This window comes from Pseudomonas sp. COR18 (genome assembly GCF_048568395.1).
GTDB lineage: Bacteria > Pseudomonadota > Gammaproteobacteria > Pseudomonadales > Pseudomonadaceae > Aquipseudomonas > Aquipseudomonas fuscovaginae_B.
Map to the genome: position 1 here is coordinate 938034 of NZ_CP183808.1, position 22744 is coordinate 960777.

Annotated in this window: 20 protein-coding genes; 10 read left to right on the forward strand and 10 right to left on the reverse strand. The window is 65.0% G+C overall.

Annotated elements, in window-relative coordinates:
• Positions 1-9: 9 nt before the first annotated feature.
• Positions 10-1446, reverse strand: a complete 1437-nt coding sequence (gene sbcB / locus ACM62G_RS04390) for an exodeoxyribonuclease I (RefSeq protein ID WP_419736740.1) — start codon at positions 1444-1446, stop codon at positions 10-12.
• A gap of 162 nt (positions 1447-1608) precedes the next feature.
• On the opposite strand from sbcB, the gene ACM62G_RS04395 reads away from it, so the two are divergent.
• Genes ACM62G_RS04395 through ACM62G_RS04420 form a run of 6 tightly spaced genes read left to right on the forward strand, consistent with a single transcriptional unit; the run spans position 1609 to position 8360 of the window.
• Positions 1609-2334, forward strand: a complete 726-nt coding sequence (locus tag ACM62G_RS04395; protein WP_419737485.1) for an RDD family protein — start codon at positions 1609-1611, stop codon at positions 2332-2334.
• Complete coding sequence (locus ACM62G_RS04400) at positions 2331-3317, forward strand: stage II sporulation protein M (protein WP_419736741.1); 987 nt, start codon at positions 2331-2333, stop codon at positions 3315-3317. The genes ACM62G_RS04395 and ACM62G_RS04400 overlap by 4 nt, the downstream gene beginning before the upstream one ends.
• Positions 3304-4836 carry a DUF4129 domain-containing protein gene (locus ACM62G_RS04405; protein ID WP_419736742.1) on the forward strand — a complete coding sequence of 511 codons (1533 nt, stop codon included), beginning with the start codon at positions 3304-3306 and terminating at the stop codon, positions 4834-4836. Before ACM62G_RS04400 ends, ACM62G_RS04405 begins: the two co-directional genes overlap by 14 nt.
• A complete protein-coding gene (locus ACM62G_RS04410) occupies positions 4833-5996 on the forward strand; it encodes a DUF4350 domain-containing protein (RefSeq protein ID WP_419736743.1) in 1164 nt (387 codons plus the stop codon). Before ACM62G_RS04405 ends, ACM62G_RS04410 begins: the two co-directional genes overlap by 4 nt.
• On the forward strand, positions 5993-7015 hold the full coding sequence (locus tag ACM62G_RS04415; protein WP_419736744.1) for an AAA family ATPase: 1023 nt from the start codon (positions 5993-5995) through the stop codon (positions 7013-7015). The genes ACM62G_RS04410 and ACM62G_RS04415 overlap by 4 nt, the downstream gene beginning before the upstream one ends.
• Positions 7016-7028: 13 nt before the next feature.
• A complete protein-coding gene (locus ACM62G_RS04420) occupies positions 7029-8360 on the forward strand; it encodes a DUF58 domain-containing protein (RefSeq protein WP_419736745.1) in 1332 nt (443 codons plus the stop codon).
• Positions 8361-8384: 24 nt separating this feature from the next.
• Here ACM62G_RS04420 and ACM62G_RS04425 read toward each other — a convergent pair whose 3' ends face one another.
• Together ACM62G_RS04425 and ACM62G_RS04430 are read right to left on the reverse strand one after the other, a co-directional pair.
• Positions 8385-8744, reverse strand: coding sequence for a PilZ domain-containing protein (locus ACM62G_RS04425; protein WP_273819260.1), 360 nt, complete (start codon positions 8742-8744; stop codon positions 8385-8387).
• Positions 8745-8969: 225 nt separating this feature from the next.
• Complete coding sequence (locus tag ACM62G_RS04430; protein ID WP_054057268.1) at positions 8970-9344, reverse strand: tetratricopeptide repeat protein; 375 nt, start codon at positions 9342-9344, stop codon at positions 8970-8972.
• Between the two features lie 172 nt (positions 9345-9516).
• Here ACM62G_RS04430 and pyk point away from each other — a divergent pair, with 172 nt between their 5' ends.
• Entirely contained in the window at positions 9517-10968 is a 1452-nt protein-coding gene (gene pyk / locus ACM62G_RS04435) for a pyruvate kinase (protein ID WP_054057267.1), read from the forward strand.
• A gap of 171 nt (positions 10969-11139) precedes the next feature.
• Here the strand turns inward: pyk and ACM62G_RS04440 are convergent, their stop codons facing one another.
• Genes ACM62G_RS04440 through ACM62G_RS04450 form a run of 3 tightly spaced genes read right to left on the reverse strand, consistent with a single transcriptional unit; the run spans position 11140 to position 13986 of the window.
• Positions 11140-11889, reverse strand: coding sequence for an enoyl-CoA hydratase-related protein (locus ACM62G_RS04440; protein WP_054057266.1), 750 nt, complete (start codon positions 11887-11889; stop codon positions 11140-11142).
• A 59-nt stretch (positions 11890-11948) separates the two neighbouring features.
• Positions 11949-12887, reverse strand: a complete 939-nt coding sequence (locus ACM62G_RS04445) for an iron-sulfur-binding ferredoxin reductase (protein WP_419736746.1) — start codon at positions 12885-12887, stop codon at positions 11949-11951.
• Complete coding sequence (locus ACM62G_RS04450; RefSeq protein ID WP_054057264.1) at positions 12880-13986, reverse strand: sensor domain-containing diguanylate cyclase; 1107 nt, start codon at positions 13984-13986, stop codon at positions 12880-12882. The genes ACM62G_RS04445 and ACM62G_RS04450 overlap by 8 nt, the downstream gene beginning before the upstream one ends.
• Before the next feature lie 335 nt (positions 13987-14321).
• On the opposite strand from ACM62G_RS04450, the gene ACM62G_RS04455 reads away from it, so the two are divergent.
• Positions 14322-15845 carry a fumarate hydratase gene (locus tag ACM62G_RS04455; RefSeq protein WP_054057263.1) on the forward strand — a complete coding sequence of 508 codons (1524 nt, stop codon included), beginning with the start codon at positions 14322-14324 and terminating at the stop codon, positions 15843-15845.
• A gap of 78 nt (positions 15846-15923) precedes the next feature.
• Here ACM62G_RS04455 and ACM62G_RS04460 read toward each other — a convergent pair whose 3' ends face one another.
• Positions 15924-16838 carry a LysR substrate-binding domain-containing protein gene (locus tag ACM62G_RS04460; RefSeq protein ID WP_419736747.1) on the reverse strand — a complete coding sequence of 305 codons (915 nt, stop codon included), beginning with the start codon at positions 16836-16838 and terminating at the stop codon, positions 15924-15926.
• Positions 16839-16941: 103 nt separating this feature from the next.
• On the opposite strand from ACM62G_RS04460, the gene ACM62G_RS04465 reads away from it, so the two are divergent.
• Positions 16942-17436 carry a DMT family transporter gene (locus ACM62G_RS04465; RefSeq protein WP_419736748.1) on the forward strand — a complete coding sequence of 165 codons (495 nt, stop codon included), beginning with the start codon at positions 16942-16944 and terminating at the stop codon, positions 17434-17436.
• 85 nt (positions 17437-17521) lie between these two features.
• Here the strand turns inward: ACM62G_RS04465 and yiaY are convergent, their stop codons facing one another.
• Positions 17522-18670 (reverse strand): L-threonine dehydrogenase, encoded by a 1149-nt coding sequence (gene yiaY / locus ACM62G_RS04470; RefSeq protein ID WP_054063985.1) that lies wholly within the window; start codon positions 18668-18670, stop codon positions 17522-17524.
• Between the two features lie 154 nt (positions 18671-18824).
• On the opposite strand from yiaY, the gene ACM62G_RS04475 reads away from it, so the two are divergent.
• Positions 18825-19829: a DUF4917 family protein gene (locus tag ACM62G_RS04475; protein WP_419736749.1), complete on the forward strand. Its 1005-nt coding sequence runs from the start codon at positions 18825-18827 to the stop codon at positions 19827-19829.
• 42 nt (positions 19830-19871) lie between these two features.
• Here ACM62G_RS04475 and ACM62G_RS04480 read toward each other — a convergent pair whose 3' ends face one another.
• Together ACM62G_RS04480 and ACM62G_RS04485 are read right to left on the reverse strand one after the other, a co-directional pair.
• On the reverse strand, positions 19872-21206 hold the full coding sequence (locus ACM62G_RS04480) for an LLM class flavin-dependent oxidoreductase (protein ID WP_419736750.1): 1335 nt from the start codon (positions 21204-21206) through the stop codon (positions 19872-19874).
• Positions 21199-22620 carry an MFS transporter gene (locus ACM62G_RS04485; protein ID WP_419736751.1) on the reverse strand — a complete coding sequence of 474 codons (1422 nt, stop codon included), beginning with the start codon at positions 22618-22620 and terminating at the stop codon, positions 21199-21201. Before ACM62G_RS04485 ends, ACM62G_RS04480 begins: the two co-directional genes overlap by 8 nt.
• Positions 22621-22744 lie beyond the last annotated feature (124 nt).

The following is a 22744-nucleotide window of genomic DNA, read 5'->3' on the forward strand; positions in this document are numbered from 1 at the left end:
CCGGCCTGTTCAGTCCAGTGAGATGTTAAAACGAGCGCACAAATACTGTGCATGATGCTGCCATTCGTCGAGCACTTTTGCCTGCTCCGCCGTGGCATTGGAAAAACTGCTGGCGAGTGCCTGCCGAAATTGCCCCAGGGTATTCGGCGCGCCCCGGCTGGCGTCACTCAGGCGCTCTCGGCAAAACCTCTGCCAGCGCTGTTGCTCTTCTTCACTCAAGCTCCCGGGAAAGTTGCGCGCGCGATAACGGAAAAGTAATTCAGGCAAGCGCTCATCATCGAAAGGCCACTGATCGCGAGCCAGTTGCTCGGGCCCGGAATTGCGGACTTGTTCACATAAACGACGATCCCGGTCACCGAGAAAACCGTCGTATAACTGCTGCTCCGGGTCCTCGCTGGGCGTGAAATCCTCGGCCGCGTAAATCGCCTGGACTTTATCCCTCCAAACTTCCTGTGCGGCATTCAGTCGCAGGCTCCGGGATTCATAAAGCGCCATATCCAGTTGCAGGCGCTGCCGGTCCGGCTCGCGCAAAACATTCATCGGCGCCACTACCGGGCAGCGATTGACATGAATCAACTTGAGCGGTACCGGCAATTGCCCCTCGGCCATGTCCTCGCGGCGGGTATAAAGATGTCGACGCAACGACTCGGCATCGAGGTCCAGCAGCGGCTGCGGATCCTCATGCAGGTCACAGACGATCAATGCGTTGCGGTTGCGTGGATGCCAGGCCAGCGGCAGAACCACACCCAGGTAGCTGCGGGCGGCGGAAAAACGCCCGGAGATATGCACCATGGGCTGCAACAGGCGAATCTGATCGAGCACACGCTGCTTGCTGCGCAACTGGAACAGCCAGTCATACAGCCGCGGCTGCCTTTCCCGGATCAGCCGGGCCAGGGCGATGGTCGCCCGCACATCGGAGAGGGCCTCGTGGGCATGACCATGGTCGATGCCGTTGGCCGCGGTCAGCCGCTCCAGCCTGAGGGTCACCCGCCCGTCCTCCTGCGGCCAGACGATCCCCTCCGGACGCAGCGCATAGGCGGTACGCACCACGTCGATCAGATCCCAGCGGCTGTTGCCCCCCTGCCATTCGCGGGCATAAGGATCGAAGAAATTCCGATACAGGCTGTAGCGGGTCACCTCATCGTCGAAACGCAGGGTGTTGTAGCCGGCGCCGCAGGTCCCCGGCCGCGCCAGTTGGGCGTGCACCCGTGTCATGAAATCGGCCTCGTCCAGGCCCTGGCTGGCCAGCAGGCCCGGGGTGATACCGGTAATCAGGCAGGCCGCCGGATGAGGCAGGATGTCCTCGCTGGGCCGGCAATAGAGGTTGACCGGTTCATCGATCTCGTTGAGCTCGGCATCGGTACGGATGCCTGCCACCTGCAGGGCGCGATCGTTGCGCGGATTGATCCCGGTGGTTTCGTAGTCGTACCAGAAGATGGAGGTCACGGCGGCTTCCTGAACAAAAGACTGCAGCAGTCTAGGCGCTCGACCGTCCGCTGGGCCAGACGCACGGCACAACTTATCCATACAAGCGATTGCAGGGCCACGCAGCAAGAGTTCAGTTGCGCAGCCCGCCAGCGCTGGCTAGGATCGGCCCACATGCCGATCATGTGCCAGACTTCACGCCTGACAAGGAATGCACTGCTGCCAACGCCACTGGACACCCGTCACCAGGTCGAAACCCCGGAGGGTATCGACCTGCCCCTGCGCCCGGCCGGCCTGCCGGTGCGGGCGGTCGCCTTCGCCATCGACCTGGGCGTACGTGGCGTGATCCTCGGGGTGCTGCTGTCGGTCCTGGCGCTGCTGGACAAGCTGGGCGCCGGACTCGGCTCGATCCTGCTGTTCCTGGTCAGTTGGTGGTACATGGTGCTGTTCGAAGTGCTCAACCAGGGCCGTTCGCCCGGCAAGCAGCTGATGGGGTTGAGGGTGGTGCACGACGACGGTACGCCGATCGGCTGGTCCGCCTCGCTGACCCGCAACCTGCTGCGCTTCGTCGACATGCTGCCGTTCGGCTACTGCCTGGGCGCACTCAGTTGCCTGCAGCATCCGGCGTTCAAGCGCCTCGGTGACCTGGCCGGCGGCACCCTGGTGATCTACCGCGAACAGGCGTTGAAACGCCCCAGCCTGCCTGATGCCATGCCACGTACCGCGGCATTCGCCCTGCGCCTGCACGAGCAGCGGGCCCTGCTGAGCTTTGCCGAGCGCCAGGGCGAACTGTCCGCCGAGCGGGTCGAGGAACTGGCCAGCCTGCTGGCACCGGTACTGCGGGTGCCACCGTCGCTGGCGGTGAGCGAGCTGAACGGCATTGCCTGCGGCCTGTTGGGGCCGACATGAAACAGGGTCTGTTCGAAAGCCGCCACCAGCCGGAGTGGCAACGTTTCGGCGAACTGCTCGAGCAACTCGAGCGCGGCAAGGCCAAGGCCAAGGCCGATGCGAGCACGGCGTTTCCCGCAGCCTATCGGCGGCTGTGCCATCAACTGGCCCTGGCCCGGGAACGCGGCTACAGCAGTCACCTGGTCGACCCGCTGCAGCAACTGGCCCTGCGCGGGCACCAGCAACTCTACCGGCATCGCAGCCGCCTGGGCGGCCAGTTGCTGGGCTTCGTCCTTGCCGATTTTCCTCGACTGGTGCGCCAGCAATGGCCGTTCGTCCTGGCGGCCTGCCTGCTGTTCTTCGGCAGCCTGCTGCTGACCGGCGTCCTGGTCTACCTGTTCCCGGACCTGGTCTACAGCGTCGTCAGCCCGCAGCAGGTCGCCGACATGCAGAGCATGTACGATCCCGACGCCAGCCGACTGGGTCGCACCGCCGCCCGGGCCTCCAGCGAGGACTGGGCGATGTTCGGCTACTACATCATGAACAACATCGGCATTGCCTTCCAGACCTTCGCCGGCGGCCTGCTGTTCGGCCTCGGCAGCCTGTTCTTCCTGCTGTTCAATGGCCTGACGATCGGCGCAGTGGCCGGCCACCTGACCCAGATCGGTTTCGGTCAGACCTTCTGGTCCTTCGTCATCGGCCATGGTGCCTTCGAGCTGACCGCCATCGCCCTGGCCGGCGCTGCCGGGCTGCAACTGGGCTGGTCGCTGCTGGCGCCAGGCCGCCTGCCCCGCGGCGAAGCCCTGCGCCTGGCGGCGAAAAGCAGTATCCGCCTGGTTGCCGGGGTCATCCTGTTCCTGCTGATCGCGGCCTTCATCGAAGCCTACTGGTCCTCCCTGACCCGGCCGACGAACACGGTGAAGTACCTGGTGGGCGGCGGCCTGTGGCTGCTGGTCGGCGGCTATCTGCTCTGCGCCGGACGGAACCGCCATGCGCCTGACTGACGCCAGCGTCGCGATCCGCCCGCGCAGCACCTGGGAGGCCATGGACCTGGGCATCCTGCTCGCACGGCAACACCGTGGCCTGCTGATGATCAGTTGGGCGATCGTCACCCTGCCGGTCTTCGCCCTGCTCAGCCTGCTGTTCTGGGAACACCCGTCGATTGCCCTACTACTGTTCTGGTGGCTCAAGCCGGCCTTCGAACGCTTGCCGCTGCACATCCTGTCCAGGGCGCTGTTCGGCGACACCCCGACTTTGAAACAGGCGCTGCAGGCCTGGCCCCGACTGCTCAAGCCGCAACTGCTGGCGAGCCTGACCTGGCGCCGCCTGAGCATGAGCCGCAGCTTCACCCTGCCCGTGCAGCAGCTCGAAGGGCTCGGCGGCGAGGCCCGCCAGCAACGCCTGCGCGTCCTGCTGCCCCAGGCGAGCCGTGGCGCCCACTGGCTGACGCTGATCGGCGTGCATCTGGAAACGGTGCTGTGGATCGGCTGCATGGCACTCTTCTATCTCTTGCTGCCGCGCCAGGTCGAACTCGACTGGGACTGGCAGAAAGTGGTGTTCGCCGCCCAATTCGACTGGTGGTGGCTGGAGCACCTGACCAATCTGTTCTACGCACTGGTGCTGATTGCCTGGGAGCCGGTCTACGTCGCCTGCGGCTTCAGCCTCTACCTGAACCGGCGCACCGTGCTGGAGGCCTGGGACATCGAGCTGATCTTCCGCCAACTGCGCCAGCGACTGGCACCGGCCATTGCCAGCCTGATGATCGGCGGCCTGCTGCTGATCGGCAGTCCGAGCCCGAGCCTGGCCGCCGAACCGCCAGCACCGAACAGTCCGCGCCTGCTGCAACAACCGCTGAGCAGTCAGCAGGCCCATGACTCGATCACCCGGTTGCTGGACGCGCCCCCCTTCAGGAACCGGGAAACCATCACCCGCTGGCGATGGGCGCAACCTCCCGAAGAACCACACCCCAAGGCGGCTTCCGGCTGGCTGCAGAGCCTGCTTGGCCTGCTCGACAGCCACACTTTCGGCCGACTCGCCGATGGCCTGTCGGTGCTGCTCTGGGGCACGGTATTCGGCCTGACCGCCTGGCTGCTCTGGCGTTACCGCGACTGGCTGCAGACCTTCGTCAGCCGCCGCCCGAAGCCACCGGCCAAACCCCGGGGCGATGCCCCGGCGCAGTTGTTCGGTCTCGAACTGGGCGTCGACAGCCTGCCCGAGGACATCGCCGCCAGCGCCGAAGCCCTCTGGCCCAGCCAGCCACGCGAGGCCATGAGCCTGCTCTATCGCGGCCTGCTGAGCCGCCTGCTGCATGATTTCCAACTGCCGCTGAAAAGCGCCGACACCGAGGGCCAGGTCCTGGCACGGGTCGCGCAACTGCAGCAACCGGCACTCCAGGCCTTCAGCCAGCAACTCACCGACCACTGGCAGAATCTCGCCTACGGCCACCACCTGCCGCCGCCTCACCTGCAACAGCAGTTGTGCAACGGCTGGCGCGCGCTGTTCGGCCCGCAGGTGCGCCCATGAATCGCCGCTCCTGGTTGCTCGGCACCGGACTGATCGGCGGCCTGCTGCTGGGCCTGGGCCTGTACTTCTATCACCGGGTGGAACCCCATGAGGTGGTCATCGACCATGGCCCCTCGCCCGAGGCCCGCGCCTATCCCTATCTCGCCGCGGAAAGCTTTCTGCGCGAGCGGGGTCTCGCGGTCAGCCATGCCAACGATCTGCGCATCCTGCCGGACCTCGAGCCGCGCCACCACACCCTGATGCTGCTGGGCGATCGCTCGGACATGACCCCACGCCAGGCCGACCAGTTGCTCAACTGGGCACGGGCCGGCGGGCGCCTGCTGTTCGTCGCCCAAGCGCTGTGGGACCCGAAACTGGGACGCAGCGGTGACCTGCTGCTGGACCGTGTGCAACTGCGCCAGACCCTGAGCCGGGACCTCAAGGGCGACGGACCGGAACCCGAAGACCCGTACTACCCGAAACTGACCCGCATGTACCTTGAGGATGAAGAAGCCCCCGCCTACTTCAGCTTCGACACCGCCTTCCATCTGTCCGATCCGAAGAACCTGGTGCAATCCTGGGCCAACAGCGCCACCTCCACCCATCTGATGCAGATGAATTACGGCCTGGGCTCGGTCACCGTACTGACCGACGCCGACCTCTGGACCAACGCCGCCATCGGCCGCTACGACAACGCCTGGCTGCTCTGGTACCTGGCTCAGGACAGTGCCGTCACCCTGCTGTTCAACACCGCCCACGACAGTCTCTTCAGCCTGCTGCTGCGCTACTTCCCCCAGGCGCTGACGGCCCTCGCCGCGCTGATTGCGTTGTGGCTGTGGCATGTCGGCCTGCGTCATGGCCCCTTGCAGGCGCCGGCACCGAAAGCTCGTCGACAATTGCAGGAACACCTGCGGGCCAGCGCCGACTTCCTGTTGCGCCGCAGTGGCCAGCAGGCGTTGCTGCGGATCCTGCAACAGGACATCCTGCGCCGTGCCCGCAGGCGCCACCCCGGTTTCGAACGACTGGCCGTCGCCGACCAGTGGCAGGTGCTCGCCCGCCTGACCCGCCAACCCACCAGCGCCATCAGCCAGGCCTTGCGCCCGCGGCCGAAACAGCGGCTGTCCAGCGCCGACTTCAGCCGCCAGGTCGCCCACCTGCAAACTCTCAGGAATGCCCTATGAGCGAACATCCAACGGAACCGTCGACCCCGGTCGACGCCGAAGCCGAAGCCCATGCCCAGCAGCAGCGCCACCGCGCCAGCCAACTGGTCCAGGCCGTGCGCCATGAGCTGCGCAAGGCCCTGATCGGCCAGGACGCGGTGATCGACGATGTGCTCACCGCGCTGATCGCAGGTGGCCACGTCCTGCTCGAAGGCGTTCCCGGACTCGGCAAGACCCTGCTGGTGCGCGCACTGGCCCGCTGTTTCGGCGGCGAGTTCGCGCGCATCCAGTTCACCCCGGACCTGATGCCCAGTGACGTCACCGGCCACGCGGTCTACGACCTGCAGACCGAACAGTTCAAGCTGCGCAAGGGGCCGCTGTTCACCAACCTGCTGCTGGCGGACGAGATCAACCGGGCCCCGGCGAAAACCCAGGCGGCGCTGCTCGAAGCCATGCAGGAGCGCCAGGTCACCCTGGAGGGACGCGCACTGCCCATCGCCCAGCCGTTCATGGTGCTGGCGACGCAGAACCCGATCGAACAGGAAGGCACCTACCCGTTGCCCGAGGCCGAACTGGACCGTTTCATGCTCAAGCTGCGCATGGACTACCCCGATGCCGAGCAGGAACTGGAGATGGTCCGCCAGGTCGCCCGCTCGACCAGGGCCGACATGCTCGACGTGCAGCCGCTGCGCACCGTGCTGCAGGCCAAGGACGTGCTGGTCGTGCAACGTATTGCCAGCGACCTGCCGCTGGACGGGCAGGTCCTCGACTATGCCGTGCGCCTGGCCCGCGCCACCCGCAGCTGGCCCGGCCTGACCCTTGGCGCCGGCCCCCGCGCCTCGATCGCCCTGGTGCGCGGCGCCCGTGCCCGCGCCCTGTTGCGCGGTGGCGAGTTCGTGATCCCGGACGATGTGAAGGGCTGTGCCCTGGCCGTCTTGCGCCACCGGGTGCGTATCGCTGCGGAACTGGACATAGAAGGCCTGTCGGTCGAACAGGTGCTGCGGCAACTGCTCGACCAGGTCCCGGCACCACGCCTGTGAGCAGGCACCCGCGATGAAACCGTCACGACTGCTGCTGACCTGGCTGGGCGTGCTGCTCGGGCTCGGCATCCTGCTCGGCTCGCTCAAGGCCCTCGCCCTCGAACTGCCGGAAAGTCTCGACTCGATTGGCTGGGGACTGCTGCTGGCGCTGTTGCTGCTGGCTTCGCTCGATGCCGCGCGGCTGTGGCGCCTGCCGTCACCACGCCTGTTACGGCAGGTACCCGGCAGCCTGGCGCTGGGTCGCTGGGGCGAGATCCGCATCGAGCTGCAGCACGATTATCCGCAGGCACTGCGGCTGCAGGTCTTCGACCACGTCCCCGAAGGCCTGGGCTTCGAACACCTGCCGCAGTCCATCGTCCTGCGGCCGGGGGAAAGGGGCGAGCTGGGCTACCGCGTGCGCCCCGTACGCCGTGGGCATTTCACCTTCGAACGCTGCGAAATCGAGCTACCGAGCCCGCTGGGACTCTGGTCCGGGCGGCGTTATCTGGCGCTCGATGACGCCACCCGGGTCTACCCGGATTTCGCCCGCCTCTACGGCGCACGCCTGCTGGCGGTGGACAACTGGCTCAGCCAGCTCGGGGTGCGCCAACGCCAGCGCCGCGGCCTGGGCCTGGAATTCAATCAGTTGCGCGAATTCCGCGAGGGTGACAGCCTGCGCCAGATCGACTGGAAGGCCACCGCCCGGCAACGCACGCCGATTGCCCGCGAATATCAGGATGAGCGCGATCAGCAGATCATCTTCATGCTCGATTGCGGCCGCCGGATGCGCAGCCAGGATGGCGAACTGGCGCATTTCGACCACGCGCTCAATGCCTGCCTGCTGCTCAGCCATGTCGCCTTGCGCCAGGGCGATGCGGTCGGCCTGAGCACCTTTGCCGGCGACCAGCCGCGCTTCCTCGCGCCGGTCAAGGGCCAGGGCCAGCTCAACCTGCTGCTCAATGCCGTCTACGACCTGGACAGCAGCCAGCGCCCGGCGGATTACCAGGCGGCGGTGAGTCAGGTCCTGGCCCGACAGAAACGCCGGGCCCTGGTGGTGCTGATCACCAACCTGCGTGATGAGGACGACGAGGAGTTGCTGACGGCTGTCAAGCGTCTGGGTCGCCAGCATCGCGTGCTGGTGGCCAGCCTGCGCGAGGAAATCCTCGACCAGCTATGCCAGAGCCCGGTGCAGACGCTGGACGAGGCCCTCGCCTACTGCGGCACGGTCGATTACCTCAATGCCCGCGCCCACCTGCATGAGCGACTGAACGCCCACGGCGTACCGGTGCTCGATGCCCGCCCGGGCGAGCTCGGTGCCGAACTGGTCAGCCGCTATCTGAGCTGGAAAAAGGCCGGCACCCTCTGAGGCCGGGCCTGGGCATCGAGGCCACTAGGCCGAGGCCTCCAACGGATAGAAGCTGAAGTAGTGCTGCAACGCCTCCACCAGCTTGTGATACGCCTCGGGCGGCTCGTGCAGAACGAAACCGGAGTCGTAATAGCATGGCGTCGCCTCTTCATGAGACCACAGGCATCGGGCGTTCAGGTCAATGAGCTGAACAGTGTCGTCGGGACCGGGAAGTTTCAATTGCAGTTCGAAGTCCGCATTCACCAGCAATGGCAACTGGCTGATCAACATCAGCCCCTTGTCGGAAACATTGCCCAGATAGCCAATGGGCCTGTCGGTGAAACGGTTGAACACCCTGAGGAAGTACGGCAATTGGTGCCGCTCGATTCGACGCTCGGTAGGCATGTTGATAATCGCTATACAAGACCATTCAGCATGGCCGCGCTAGTGCTTCGGAGCAGGACTGGCCGCCCCGCTCTCCCTTGGCCTCGGCGCGACGACAGCCCTAGGCTGCGTTGCAAACCTCTACCGAGCCATGGTTTTCAACTCAAACGAATTGATAAAACTGAAACCATACACCCGAACTTTAGCTGAAAGCTGGCAGAGAGCCAGTTCATATTTCATTTGTCATCACAACGGTGCCGGCCGCGGCTGGGCGGGCACGGCCGCGTCAGTATGCCCCAGCTGGCGCAACGTCTCCAGGCGGGCCTGGGCGCGGTAGGCATACTCGCTGTACGGGTACTGGGTAATGATGAAACGATAGGTCTGCACCGCATCGACGAACAGTTTCTGGCGTTCCAGGCACTGGCCGCGCAACATCGAGACTTCCGGCTGCACATAAGGCCGGGTACGGCTTTCGCGATCCACCTGGGACAACTGCAGCATCACGTCTTCACAGTTGCCACGATCGTAGGACCGATAGGCATTGTTCAGGTGGCTGTTCATCGACCAGCGGGTGCAACCGACGACACTGGCTGCCAAGACTAAAACGAGCAAAATGCGCATGGGTATCTCCTGTTCTTGGCAGTGTATCGACCCGTTGGCGAAAATCTTCAGCATGTTCGCCAAACAACATATCCGAAAAAAACTTCTTCGCTGAAAAGTAGTGCAAATGAACAATGACTACAGCACGGGACCATAGTAGCCTCTTGTTGCGCTTGAACTCAGGAGTCTCTGCATGTCCGTTCGTCGTACAAAAATCGTCGCCACACTGGGCCCGGCCAGCAACTCGCCGGAAGTTCTGGAACAGCTGATCCTGGCTGGCCTGGACGTCGCCCGCCTGAACTTTTCCCACGGCACCCCCGACGAGCACAAGGCTCGCGCCAAGCTGGTCCGCGATCTCGCCGCCAAGCACGGGCGCTTCGTCGCGCTCCTGGGTGACCTGCAGGGTCCCAAGATCCGTATCGCCAAATTCGCCAACAAGCGTATCGAGCTCAAGATCGGTGATCAATTCACCTTCTCCACCAGCCATCCGCTGACCGAAGGCAACCAGCAGGTCGTCGGCATCGACTACCCGGACCTGGTCAAGGACTGCGGCGTAGGTGACGAACTGCTGCTCGACGACGGTCGCGTGGTCATGCGCGTCGATACCGCCACCGACACCGAACTGCGTTGCATCGTCACCGTCGGTGGCCCGCTGTCGGACCACAAGGGTATCAACCGTCGTGGCGGTGGCCTGACCGCTCCGGCCCTGACCGACAAGGACAAGGCCGACATCAAGCTGGCTGCCGAAATGGAAGTGGATTACCTCGCGGTGTCCTTCCCCCGTGACGCCGCCGACATGGAATACGCACGCAAGCTGCGCGACGAAGCCGGCGGTACCGCCTGGCTGGTGGCGAAGATCGAGCGTGCCGAAGCCGTGGCCGACGACGAGACCCTCGACGGTCTGATCCAGGCCAGCGACGCGGTCATGGTTGCTCGTGGCGACCTCGGCGTGGAAATCGGCGACGCCGAGCTGGTGGGCATCCAGAAGAAGATCATCCTGCACGCACGCCGCCACAACAAGGCGGTGATCGTCGCGACCCAGATGATGGAGTCGATGATCCAGAACCCGATGCCGACCCGCGCCGAAGTGTCCGACGTTGCCAACGCCGTGCTGGACTACACCGACGCCGTCATGCTGTCGGCCGAGAGTGCCGCCGGTGCCTATCCGCTCGAAGCGGTACAGGCCATGGCGCGTATCTGTGCCGGTGCGGAAAAGCACCCGACCAGCAAGACTTCCAGCCACCGTATCGGCAAGGTCTTCGAACGCTGCGACCAGAGCATCGCCCTGGCGGCCATGTACACGGCCAACCACTTCCCGGGCGTCAAGGCGATCATCGCCCTGACCGAAAGCGGCTACACGCCGTTGATCATGTCGCGGATCCGTTCCTCCGTACCGATCTACGCGTTCTCCCCGCACCGTGAAACCCAGGCGCGCGCGGCGTTGTTCCGGGGTGTCTACACTGTACCGTTCGATCCGGCATCGCTGCCGCCCGAGCAGGTCAGCCAGGCGGCGGTCGACGAGTTGCTCAAGCGTGGCGTGGTCGAACAGGGCGACTGGGTGATCCTGACCAAGGGCGACAGCTACCACACCATCGGTGGCACCAACGGCATGAAGATCCTGCACGTCGGCGACCCGCTGGTCTGATTGACCTCTCGCTGCACCAAAGCCTCGCCGCATTCTGCCGCGAGGCTTTTTAATGCCTGGAAAATGACGCACTGCAGGCTTTTGCTATTTCTCCTGTACTACCGATCCTGATCGGGCCTCATGCAGCCCAGGCGTCAGGCAGAACTGACCTGGCAAGGCCGGCACCCGGCTTCAGCGCCTGGCCAGGAATCCCGAAAGCGCTGCAATCGCTTCAGGCGAACGCAGGCGCTGGACGAACAGCTTGCCCTCGGCCTCCACCACCTGGCGCAACTGCTCGCGATCCGGTGACTTCATCAACGCCTTGCTGACCTGCACCGCCGACGGCGCCAACTGCTCGAAACGCAAGGCGGCTTCCCTGGCCTTGAGCAAGGCCTCGGCCCCGCTCGGCAAGGCCGCCGTCGCCAGCCCCCAGGCCGCCGCCTGTTCCCCGCTGAAACCTTCGCCCAGCAGCAGCAACTCGGCAGCCTTGGCATGCCCGACCAGGCGTGGCAACAGCAGGCTGGAACCGAACTCGGGGCACAGCCCGAGATTGACGAAGGGCATGCGCAAGCGGGCATCGGCGCTGACATAGACCAGATCGCAATGCAGCAGCAGGGTCGTGCCGATCCCCACTGCGGGCCCTGCCACGGCAGCGACCACCGGCTTGCGGCAATCGAGCAGGTTGCGCATGAAATGGAAGACCGGGCTGTCGAGATCGCTGGGCGGCTCCTCGAGGAAGTCGGCGATATCGTTGCCACTGGTGAAGCACTCGTCGCTACCACGAATCAGCACCGCCCTGACCGCCGGGTCCTCGTCGGCCAGTTGCAGGGCCTGGCCCAATTGACCGTACATGGCGCGGGTCAGGGCATTCTTCTTGTCGGCACGGTTCAGGCGCAGGGTCAGCAGGCCACCTTCGCGCTCTATCACAATCGCGTCAGTCATCTCGGCTCTCTTGTCATGGGCTCCACGTTCGCGCAAAGCAGGTTCCGCCCAACAGGGACTCAACCACGTGGCAGGAACACATCCGCCAACAGCTGGTTGCGCGGCAATCCGGCCAGGTACAGACGCCGGGCAAAGGCCTCGACACTGCTGGGGGCACCACAGAGTAGAGCCAGGGTCTGTCGGGAGACAAGCCGCAGTTTGGCCAGAAACTCCGGCAGTTCGGCAGCACTCAGGCATTCGACCGTGAGATGGGCGTGGCTTGCCGCCAGCGCGGTCAGTTCGGCAGCCAGGTAGTGCTCAGTGCTGTCATGGGCCAGGTGTACCAGACGAATCGGTCCCTCATGCCCCTGGCGCAACGCCTCGCGCAGTACGCCCCACAATGGCCCCAGGCCGGTACCGGCCGCCAGCAGCCAGAGCGGCCTGGCGTGCCAGTCGGGATCATAGTGCAGGGCACCACCACGCAACTCGCCGAGACGAATCGCCTCTCCCTGGCTGAACCCCCGGGCCGCATCGCAGAACTCGCCGGGCTGACGGCAATCGAGGTGGAACTCCAGGCAGCGATCCTCCTGCGGCAGGCTCGCCAGCGAGTAGGGACGTGCCACCCCCTGCGCCGTCCACAACACCAGATGCTGGCCGGCGCGATAACGCAAAGGCCGCTCCGGCAGGACGCGCAGACGCAATACCGTCGGGCTCACCCAGTCGAGCCCGGCAATATGGGCCAGGGCACCGTCGCGCAGCGGGTCGAACACTTCCAGGCACAAGTCCTCATGCACCTGGCACTGACAGGCCAGGCGCCAGCCACGTTCACGCTGCTCGGCCCCCAGGGCATCGGGCTGACGGTCCTGCGGCTCGCCCTGCAGGCAGTGCACCAGGCAGGCATGGCAACTCCCGGCACGGCAGCTGTAGGGAACCCTGACGCCGGCCTGGTTCAGGGCATCGAGCAGATTGCTGCCCGCCGCCACCGACCAGGCCCGCTCACCGACCCGCAACTCAGGCATCGCTGAACTCCCAGGCGGCACAACAACGATTGCGCCCATCCCGCTTGGCGCGATAGAGCGCCTGGTCGGCGCTCTGCAGGGCATCGTCGAGATCGTCGTCCTCACTGACCAGGGTCATGCCCACCGACAGGCTCAGGTTGCCGACCGCCAGTCCGACCAGTTCGACCTGGGTGAAGGCCAGGCGCAGGCGCTCGCAACAGGCCGTCAGGCGGTCGGGATCGGCATTGGGCAGCAGCAGCACGAATTCTTCGCCACCGTAGCGCGCCAGCACATCACCCTCGCGCACGCAGGCCCCGGCCACCCCGGCAAAGGCCTGCAACACCTGGTCGCCGGCCGCATGCCCGTGCACATCATTGATGCGCTTGAAATGATCGAGATCGATCAGCGCCAGGCCATGCACCGTGCCCGGCTCCATCAACTCCAGCTCACGGGACGCCAGGCGCAGGAAATGCCGTCGGTTGTACAGGCCGGTCAGTTCGTCGGTGGCCACCAGGTCTTCCAGCTGGCGCATCATGCCGCGCAAGGTGTCCTGGTGAGCCTGCAGGGCGAACCGACGCTGGCGCATGCGCAGGCGCGAGGCCTGCACGTAGCTCGCATACAGGCACAACCAGGCCAGCACCACGAACAGCACACCGACCTGCAAGGCCGCCAGCCCAGGGTCGGGCAGGCGGAACTGGTAGCCCTCCCAGAGGTTGAGCGCGGCAAAGCTGAAAAACACCAGCACCGCGCAACGCACGAATTTGCGACGCGGCAGATGAAACAGCCCGAACAGCAGGATCAGCGGGTAGAACACCAGGAAAGTGCCCCGGGCCTGCTCGAGGTTGGCCATCATCCAGGTTTGCCAGGCCAGCCCCAGCAATACCTGGAACTCGGTCAGGCTGGGATCGCGAAAACGCAGGTTGCGGCCGCTGAAGAACAGCCAGCCGAGCACACCCTGGCTGGCGACCACCAGGCCGGTGGTGACCAGGCCCTGGGTCACGCTGGCCCGGTAGTAACCGGCAAAAATCGCCGCCCAGACCAATAGCAATGCCAGCCCGTAGGTAGCGGCAGCCAGGGCGAAACGTTTGCGTAGAAGACTCTGTATGGCTTTATGGGTCAATCTATGACTCACCGTGCGCTGAGGGCTCATGGGACATCCTTCCCGTACAGGCCACTTGCCACTCTAGTGATCCGGATCAAAAATAACCATTCAATTTTCATAACTTGTACAGTTCTTGCTGTACCTGGACGCAAGAACAGTGCCGATCCCCCACCCGACCATGGTTTGACCACTGACGGATGTGTCCGGCTGCTGGCCGGGTTATACTGCCGCGCCGTTTTTGTGCCGGCCCCGCGTGCCCGGCCCGCCGCAAAAGATGTTTTCGACAGACCAGATGCAAAAAGGTCGCAAACACCTTACTTAAATGTTCCCGTCTTCATAGAGGAGCGCGACCCATGACCGTGATCAAGCAAGACGACCTGATACAGAGCGTTGCTGACGCCCTTCAGTTCATTTCCTACTACCATCCCGTGGACTTCATCCAGGCCATGCATGAGGCCTACCTGCGGGAAGAGTCGCCAGCCGCCCGTGACTCCATGGCGCAGATCCTGATCAACTCGCGCATGTGCGCCACCGGCCACCGGCCGATCTGCCAGGACACCGGTATCGTCACCGTGTTCGTCCGCGTCGGCATGGACGTGCGCTGGGATGGCGCCACCATGAGCCTGGACGACATGATCAACGAAGGCGTGCGTCGCGCTTACAACCTGCCGGAAAACGTCCTGCGCGCCTCGATCCTGGCCGACCCGGCCGGCAGCCGCAAGAACACCAAGGACAACACCCCCGCGGTCATCCACTACTCCATCGTCCCGGGCAACACCGTGGAAGTGGACGTGGCGGCCAAGGGCGGCGGCTCCGAGAACAAGTCGAAGATGGCCATGCTCAACCCGTCCGACTCGATCGTCGACTGGGTGCTCAAGACCGTTCCGACCATGGGCGCCGGCTGGTGCCCACCGGGCATGCTCGGCATCGGCATCGGCGGTACCGCCGAGAAGGCCGCGGTGATGGCCAAGGAAGTGTTGATGGAATCCATCGACATCCACGAACTCAAGGCCCGCGGCCCGCAGAACCGCATCGAGGAACTGCGCCTGGAACTGTTCGAGAAGGTCAACCAGCTGGGCATCGGCGCCCAGGGCCTGGGCGGCCTGACCACCGTGCTCGACGTGAAGATCATGGACTACCCGACCCACGCCGCCTCCCTGCCGGTGTGCATGATCCCCAACTGTGCCGCCACCCGTCACGCGCACTTCGTGCTCGACGGTTCCGGCCCGGCCGCCCTGGAAGCGCCTCCGCTGGACGCCTACCCGGAAATCGTCTGGGAAGCCGGCCCGTCGGCTCGTCGCGTCAACCTCGACACCCTGACGCCGGAAGAAGTGCAAAGCTGGAAACCGGGCGAAACCGTGCTGCTCAACGGCAAGATGCTCACCGGTCGCGACGCCGCGCACAAGCGCATGGTCGAAATGCTCAACAAGGGCGAAACCCTGCCGGTGGACCTCAAGGGCCGCTTCATCTACTACGTCGGCCCGGTTGATCCGGTGCGCGAGGAAGTCGTCGGCCCAGCCGGTCCGACCACCGCCACCCGCATGGACAAGTTCACCCGGCAGATCCTCGAGCAGACCGGCCTGCTGGGCATGATCGGCAAGTCCGAGCGTGGCCCGACCGCCATCGAGGCGATCAAGGAGCACAAGGCCGTCTACCTGATGGCCGTGGGTGGCGCCGCCTACCTGGTGGCCCAGGCGATCAAGAAGTCCAAGGTCGTCGCCTTTGCCGAACTGGGCATGGAAGCGATCTACGAGTTCGAGGTCAAGGACATGCCGGTGACCGTCGCCGTCGATGCCAAGGGCGAGTCGGTGCACATCACCGGCCCGGCGATCTGGCAGAAGAAGATCAGCGACAGCCTGGCGGTGGAAGTGCAGTAAGCGCTTTCGCTACAGGTGCAGTGGCAGATGCGAAAACGGCCCGGTTGATCCGGGCCGTTTTTTTTGCCCGCAAGAACCTCAGCCGGACACCTGCACAACCGCCTGCATCTGCTCCCGCAGCCACTTCAGCGCCGGGTCCCCTTCCCGACGCTGATGCCAGACAAAGATGAAATCGAACGCCGGAATCTCGAACGGCGGCGGCAAAACCACCAGCCGCTGTTGATCGATCTCCCGCAGGTTGCGCGAGGCCACGGTCAGGATCAGGTCCGTCCCGGCGATCAGTCCCGGCGCCACGCTCCAGTGCGGCAGGCTGATCGCCACCCGGCGCCGCTGGTGGATCGCACTCAGCGCCCGTTCGATTTCCGCGGTGCCGCTGCCACGCATTTCCAGCAACACATGGGGCCGTGCCAGATACGCCTGAAGCCCCAGCCCCTCCTCCCCCGCCACACTCTCCCGGTCCACCAGGCAGGCATAGCGCTCGCGAAACAGATGGACGCTGCGCAGTTGCGGCGACAGGTCGGGAAAGACTCCCGCCGCCGCATCGATATCGCCATTGAGCAGCAACTCCAGCATGCCTTCGCGACTGGCCTGGGTGATCTGCAGGTCGATGCCCGGCGCCTGGCTACGCAGCACCGGCACCAGCCCCGGCAAGAGCATCGCCGCACCGTAATCCGACATGGCCAGGCGAAAGGTACGGCGGGCCGAGGCCGGATCGAATCCCGGCGGCGCCAGCAGGTCCTGCACCCGTTCCAGGGTATCGCGCAGCGGCTGGGCCAACGCCAAGGCCCGTGCCGTCGGCACCAGCGTGCCACCGACCCGCACCAGCAGCGGGTCGCCGAGCAGGTCGCGCAGGCGAGCCAGGGCATGGCTGACCGCCGGCTGGCTCAAGTGCAGGCGCTGGGCAGCCCGGGTGACATGCTGCTCGGTGAGCAGCGCATCGAGAATCACCAGCAGGTTGAGATCGATACGACGAAGATCATTCATCTCGTGCATGCTCAGGATACTTTCTTTGAATTTAAATTTTCAAAACGAATACCCTAGCATGCTCTCTCGACAATAACCGCCCAATTCGGGCGATGCCTGTTGGAGAACGAACATGAATACCTTGAGTGGAATGGGACTGCTGGCCCTGGCCGCGATCGCCGGCGCGGTCGTGCCCTTTCAGAGTGCGATCAACGCCAATCTGGGGCGCGGCCTCGGCCATCCGTTGTGGGCGACCCTGGCCTCGCTGCTGGTCAGCCTGGCGGTGCTGCTGCCGGTGATGCTCGCCCTGCGCCTGCCCTTGCCAAACCTGACCTTCGCCGGCAAGGCACCGGCCTGGGTCTGGCTCGGCGGTGTGTTCGGCGTAGGCTTCGTGGCCCTGGCGGTGCTGCTGGTGCCGCGGCTGGGAGCCGGCGGCTTCGTGGCCCTGGCGCTGGCCGGGCAGGTCATCGCCTCGCTGATCCTGGACCATTTCGGCCTGTTCGGACTGGCGGCGCGTCCTGTCGACGGCGTACGCCTGGTCGGCGCCCTGCTGCTGATCGCCGGTGTGCTGACGGTTCAGCTCGGCCCGGGCATCGTCGCTGGCACGGCGGCCAGTGCACGGCTTTGAAACGCTTTCGCGGGCGAACCCGCTCCCACAATGGAACGCACGGTTCCCTTGTGAGAGCGGGCTGCCCGCGAAGAGGTGCTATCGGCTAGAACGCATTACGGAAGATCTCCTCGATCTGCCGCTGGTCCGCCGAACGCGGATTGGTCAGGCCACAGGCATCCTTGAGCGCATTGGCCGCCAGCACCGGAATATCCGGCAGCTTGGCCCCCAGCTCGCGCAGGCCGGCCGGGATTTCCACGTCCCCGGCCAACGAACGGATCGCCGTAATGGCCGCCTGGGCGCCCTCCTCGGGACTCAGGCCGGCGACGTCGGCACCCAGCGCCCTCGCCACATCGCTCAGCCGCTGCGGACAGACCGAGGCATTGAAGGCCTGCACATGGGGCAACAGCACCGCGTTGCACACGCCATGGGGCAAGTCATAGAAACCGCCCAACTGGTGCGCCATGGCATGCACATACCCCAGGGACGCGTTATTGAACGCCATGCCCGCGAGGAATTGCGCGTAGGCCATGTTTTCCCGGGCCTTCAGGTCGGCACCGTCACGCACCGCCAGGCGCAGGTTGGCGCTGATCAGCTCGATGGCCTTGATCGCACAGGCATCGGTGATCGGCGTCGCCGCCGTCGACACGTAGGCCTCGACCGCATGGGTCAGCGCATCCATCCCGGTCGCCGCCGTCAGCCCCTTGGGCATGGCGACCATCAACGCCGGATCGTTGACCGACAGCAGTGGGGTGACATTGCGATCGACAATCGCCATCTTCACATGCCGCGACTCGTCGGTAATGATGCAGAAACGGGTCATCTCACTGGCCGTACCGGCCGTGGTATTGATCGCCACCAGCGGCAACTGCGGCTTGGCCGAGCGATCGACCCCCTCATAGTCACGGATATGCCCGCCATTGGTGGCGCACAGGGCAATACCCTTGGCGCAGTCATGGGGCGAACCACCGCCCAGCGACACCACGAAATCGCACTTGCCGTCCTTGAGCGCGGCCAGGCCCTGCTCCACGTTGGCGATGCTCGGGTTGGGCTTGGCCCCGTCGAAGACCAGCGAGTCGATATCGCGCAGCGCCAGCGCCTCGGCGATCCGCGCCGCCACACCGGCCTTCGCCAGCCCGGCATCGGTCACGATCAACGCCTTGCGAAAGCCATGGTTGCGGATGGCGTCCATCGCCTCGTCCAGGCAATCGATGCCCATGATGTTCACGGCCGGAATGAAAAATGTGCTGCTCATGGCAAATCCTCTTGGCGTTGACCGGGGCTGCCTGCCCCGCGATGAGCACAGCATCGACCGCTTGCCCGTCAGGGTTGTTGATCTGGCTCAATGTCAGGTCGTGATAAAGTCGCCGCCTGTCCACCTTCTGCCCTTGAGACGACGAATAGCGATTATGGAATTCCAGGAATTTGATGCCGAACTTGAAGACTGGGACGCCGTGCGTGCCGACCTGCCCTTCACCGGGCTGTTGATCGGCAACGGCGCGAGCCTGGCGGTGTGGCCGGGCTTTTCCTATGACTCGCTGTTCGAGAACGCCCAGCGCACCAGGAACCGCCCGCTGGGGCTGAGCGAACTGGCGGTGTTCAAGACCCTGGAGACCAGCAGTTTCGAGCGGGTGCTCAGCGCGCTGAAGAGCACCATCAAGGTCAACGCCGCCCTGTCCATCAGTTCGTCCTCGCCGCGCAATCGCTACTTCGCGATCAAGGAAGCGCTGATCCATGCCGTGCGCGGCGTGCACATTCCCTGGAAGCTGGTGCGCCCCGATAGCCTGGCGCGGATCAACGCCGAACTGGGCAACTACCGCACGCTCTACTCCACCAACTACGACCTGCTCAACTACTGGGCGATCATGCAGGCACCGCAGCCGTTCAAGGACCTGTTCCAGAACGACGAGTCGACGTTCGACCTGGGCAACACCGACACCCAGGGCACGCGCATCCTCTACCTGCACGGCGGCCTGCACCTGGTGAAGAACATCGATGGCAGCACACGCAAGCTGCTGTCCTCGGAGAGCACCCTGCTGGGCAGCTTCGCGGTCAACGCCCTGGGCGACGTGCCGCTGTTCGTCAGCGAAGGCAATGCCGAGGACAAGCTCAAGGCGATCCGCAACTCCGACTACCTGTCGTATTGCTACGGCCAGCTGTGCCAGCACCAGGGCGCCCTGTGCATCTTCGGCCACAGCCTGGGCGAACAGGACCGGCACATCGTCCAGGCCGTGCAAGACGCCGGCATCCAGACCCTGGCGATCTCGATCTACCCGCGCAGCAAGGCGTTCATCCAGCACCAGAAACGCCACTACGCGAAGCTGTTCGTCGGTCACAACGTGGTCTTGCGTTTCTTCGACGCCAAGAGCCATCCGCTGGGCTGCCCGGAGTTGCTGGTCACGCCCGAGGCTTGAAGTCAGGGCTTGTGCCGGCCCCACCAGAAACTGCAGTGAACCTCAGAAGTACCGGTTCGCCACCCGCCGCAATCCAAGGTTTTCCCTCAGGCTGCGGCCCTCGTATTCACGGCGGAACAATCCCACCCGCTGCAACTGCGGCACCACTAGCTCGACAAAATCGTCGATGGCCCCCGGCAGATGGGTGAACAGCACATTGAAGCCATCGGCGGCTTCGGCCTCGTACCAGGCGGCCAGTTCGTCGACGATCTGCGCCGGCGTTCCCACCAGCACCTTGTGCCCACTGGCCGACAGGCTGCGCAGCAGTTGCGCCACGGTCGGCCGCTCGCGGCGGATCAACTCGATGACCAACTGCTGGCGGCTCTTGTGCCGCTCGGTCGACGGCAACTGCTCCGGCAACGGCACCGGGGCATCCAACGGCAATGCCGAAAGATCGAGGCCCAGATCGAGCAGATAGGACAGCCCCTTGAGCTGCGCCTGCGGATCGAGCAGTTCCTGCAGGGCCTGGTACTTCTCCTCGGCCTCACTGAGGGTACGCCCGATCGTCGGCGCAATGCCGGGGAAAATCTTCAACGCCGCCTCATCACGTCCGTAACGCGCCAGACGATTCCTCAGATCGGTGCAGAACGCCTGCCCTTGCTCCAGCGTCTGCTGGGCAGTGAACACCAGCTCCGCCGTCCGCGCCGCCAGCTCGCGGCCGGCCTCGGATGAGCCGGCCTGGGCAATCACCGGCCAGCCCTGCAACGGCCGTGGTGCATTCAGCGGCCCGTGCACCTGGAAGTGCCGGCCCTGATGCTCCAGCACCCGCATTTTCGTTACATCGAGCCAGATCCCCGAAGCCTTGTCCCGCACGAAGGCATCGTCGGCCCAACTGTCCCACAGCCCGCTGACCACATCGAAGAACTCCTGTGCCCGCTGGTAACGCTCGGCGTGCTCCAGGTGTTCGTCACGATTGAAGTTCTCGCCGCCGATCAGCGCGGTCACCAGGTTCCAGCCGGCCCGGCCGCCAGACAGGTGATCCAGCGAGGCGAAGGTCCGCGCCAGGTTGTAGGGCGCGTTGTAGCTGGTGTTGGCCGTGGCGACCAGGCCGATATGCCGGGTGGTCATCGCCAGCGCCGGCAACAGGGTCAGCGGGTCCCAGCGCAGGCTGTGGGAGCTGCGGGCCAGGACCTGCGGATCGAGGCTGCCGACCGCCACGTTGTCGTTGAGGAACAGCGCATCGAAGCGCCCACGCTCCAGGGCCTGGGCATAGTCGACATAGCGCTGCACGTTCAGCGAGGCATCGGCATCCGCCTCGGGATGCCGCCAGCTGGCGCCATGGGCACCGGAGCCCGACAGAAACCCGCCAAGGCGAATCTGCCCGGCTCGTCTAGCCACGGCTGGAACCCTCGGCCAGCGCCTGCGCCGCCGGCACCCGCAACAGGCCGCTGACCAGCGCCCAACCGGCCAGTACCACCAGTGCGAGGAACAGCATCACCGCACGGTAGCCCTGGATAAAGGCGCCTTGCACGTCATCCAGCGGCTGCCCGGAAAAAGCGTGATAGATGCCTACCCCGAGCGCCAGCCCGAGGCCGCCGCCGATATTGTGCAGGGTCATCAGCGAACCCATGGCCACCGACGAGACGTTCTGCGGCACCGAGGAAATGCCCAGAACCGTCGACGGGCCGAGAATGCTGGCCCACCCCAGGCCCATGACCACGAATGCGGCCAACAGGTAGGCCAGCGACGTCTGCCGGTCGAACCCGGCCTGCAGCAACGCCGAGAGCAGGAACAGCGACAGCCCGGCCTTGATCAGCAACGCCGGGCCTTTCCTGTCCACCAGCCGCCCCACCACTGGCGACAGCACCGCCACGCCCAGCGTCGTCGGCAACAGCAACAGACCGCTGGCCTGCACGCTTTCACCACGGACCAGCGCCAGGTACAGCGGCATGACGAAAAAGGCCACGCAGTAGAACACCGCCAGGCTGAAACTGGCGACCACCCCGGCGACGAAGCGCCGGTTGGCGAACAACTGCAGGTCGATGATCGGTGCCGCCACGCGTTTCTCCACCGCGACGAAGGCCGCCAGCGCCAGCACCGCCAGGGCGATCAGCCCCAGGGTCAGGGGCGAACTCCAGCCCCAGGCCGCGCCCTGGACGATCACCAGGACCAGGCTCGGCAGGCCGATCAGCAGCAGTGCCGCGCCGAACCAGTCGAGCCGGGCGCCCTCCTCCTGCGAACGCGATTCGCTGACGCTGAAACCGCTGATGCCCAGGCTCAGCAGGACGAAGGGCACGTTGATCAGGAAGATCCACTGCCAACCGAAGGCGCTGGTGATCAGCCCGCCGAGCACCGGTCCCACCGCCAGTCCCACCCCGTTGACCCCGAACAGAATGCCGAAGGCCTTGCCCTGCTCGGTACTGTCGAAAGTATTGGCGACGATCGCCCCCGAGGCGGTGTAGAGCACCGCACAGGCGGCGCCCTGGAGGATCCGCGCGGCGATCAGCAGATCGATGTCACTGGCCAGCCCGGCCCCCAGGGAGGCCAGCCCGAATACGCTCAAGCCGATGAACAGCACCCGCTTGCGCCCGTGCAGGTCGGCCAGCCGGCCCACCAGCACCATGAAACTCGACAGCGCCAGGATGAATCCGTTGATCACCCATTGCAGGCTGTCCACCGATGCCTGGAGATCGGCCTGCAGGGCCGGCAGCGCGGTGTTGACGATGGTGAAATCGACGCAGCCGAGAAAACTGGCAATGCTCACGCCGAGCAATGCCCACCATTTGCGTTGCTGTTGCGCAAAAACGCCCATGGGGAAACTCCTTTTTTCAGTTGAATATCGGGAGACCTTGTCGATGCCTTCGCGGGCAAGCCCGGCTCCTGCAGGCCAGTGCGTACGCAAACCTCATGTGCGACGCCAACCTGTAGGAGCCGGG

What these genes read in the sequence shown, in the direction of transcription:
- ACM62G_RS04395 (WP_419737485.1), top strand. Translation starts at nt 1,609, where the DNA reads ATGTGCCAGACTTCACGCCTGACAAGGAATGCACTGCTGCCAACGCCA.
- ACM62G_RS04400 (WP_419736741.1), top strand. Translation starts at nt 2,331, where the DNA reads ATGAAACAGGGTCTGTTCGAAAGCCGCCACCAGCCGGAGTGGCAACGT.
- ACM62G_RS04405 (WP_419736742.1), top strand. Translation starts at nt 3,304, where the DNA reads ATGCGCCTGACTGACGCCAGCGTCGCGATCCGCCCGCGCAGCACCTGG.
- ACM62G_RS04410 (WP_419736743.1), top strand. Translation starts at nt 4,833, where the DNA reads ATGAATCGCCGCTCCTGGTTGCTCGGCACCGGACTGATCGGCGGCCTG.
- ACM62G_RS04415 (WP_419736744.1), top strand. Translation starts at nt 5,993, where the DNA reads ATGAGCGAACATCCAACGGAACCGTCGACCCCGGTCGACGCCGAAGCC.
- ACM62G_RS04420 (WP_419736745.1), top strand. Translation starts at nt 7,029, where the DNA reads ATGAAACCGTCACGACTGCTGCTGACCTGGCTGGGCGTGCTGCTCGGG.
- ACM62G_RS04425 (WP_273819260.1), bottom strand. Translation starts at nt 8,744, where the DNA reads ATGCCTACCGAGCGTCGAATCGAGCGGCACCAATTGCCGTACTTCCTC.
- ACM62G_RS04430 (WP_054057268.1), bottom strand. Translation starts at nt 9,344, where the DNA reads ATGCGCATTTTGCTCGTTTTAGTCTTGGCAGCCAGTGTCGTCGGTTGC.
- pyk (WP_054057267.1), top strand. Translation starts at nt 9,517, where the DNA reads ATGTCCGTTCGTCGTACAAAAATCGTCGCCACACTGGGCCCGGCCAGC.
- ACM62G_RS04440 (WP_054057266.1), bottom strand. Translation starts at nt 11,889, where the DNA reads ATGACTGACGCGATTGTGATAGAGCGCGAAGGTGGCCTGCTGACCCTG.
- ACM62G_RS04445 (WP_419736746.1), bottom strand. Translation starts at nt 12,887, where the DNA reads ATGCCTGAGTTGCGGGTCGGTGAGCGGGCCTGGTCGGTGGCGGCGGGC.
- ACM62G_RS04455 (WP_054057263.1), top strand. Translation starts at nt 14,322, where the DNA reads ATGACCGTGATCAAGCAAGACGACCTGATACAGAGCGTTGCTGACGCC.
- ACM62G_RS04460 (WP_419736747.1), bottom strand. Translation starts at nt 16,838, where the DNA reads ATGCACGAGATGAATGATCTTCGTCGTATCGATCTCAACCTGCTGGTG.
- ACM62G_RS04465 (WP_419736748.1), top strand. Translation starts at nt 16,942, where the DNA reads ATGAATACCTTGAGTGGAATGGGACTGCTGGCCCTGGCCGCGATCGCC.
- yiaY (WP_054063985.1), bottom strand. Translation starts at nt 18,670, where the DNA reads ATGAGCAGCACATTTTTCATTCCGGCCGTGAACATCATGGGCATCGAT.
- ACM62G_RS04475 (WP_419736749.1), top strand. Translation starts at nt 18,825, where the DNA reads ATGGAATTCCAGGAATTTGATGCCGAACTTGAAGACTGGGACGCCGTG.
- ACM62G_RS04485 (WP_419736751.1), bottom strand. Translation starts at nt 22,620, where the DNA reads ATGGGCGTTTTTGCGCAACAGCAACGCAAATGGTGGGCATTGCTCGGC.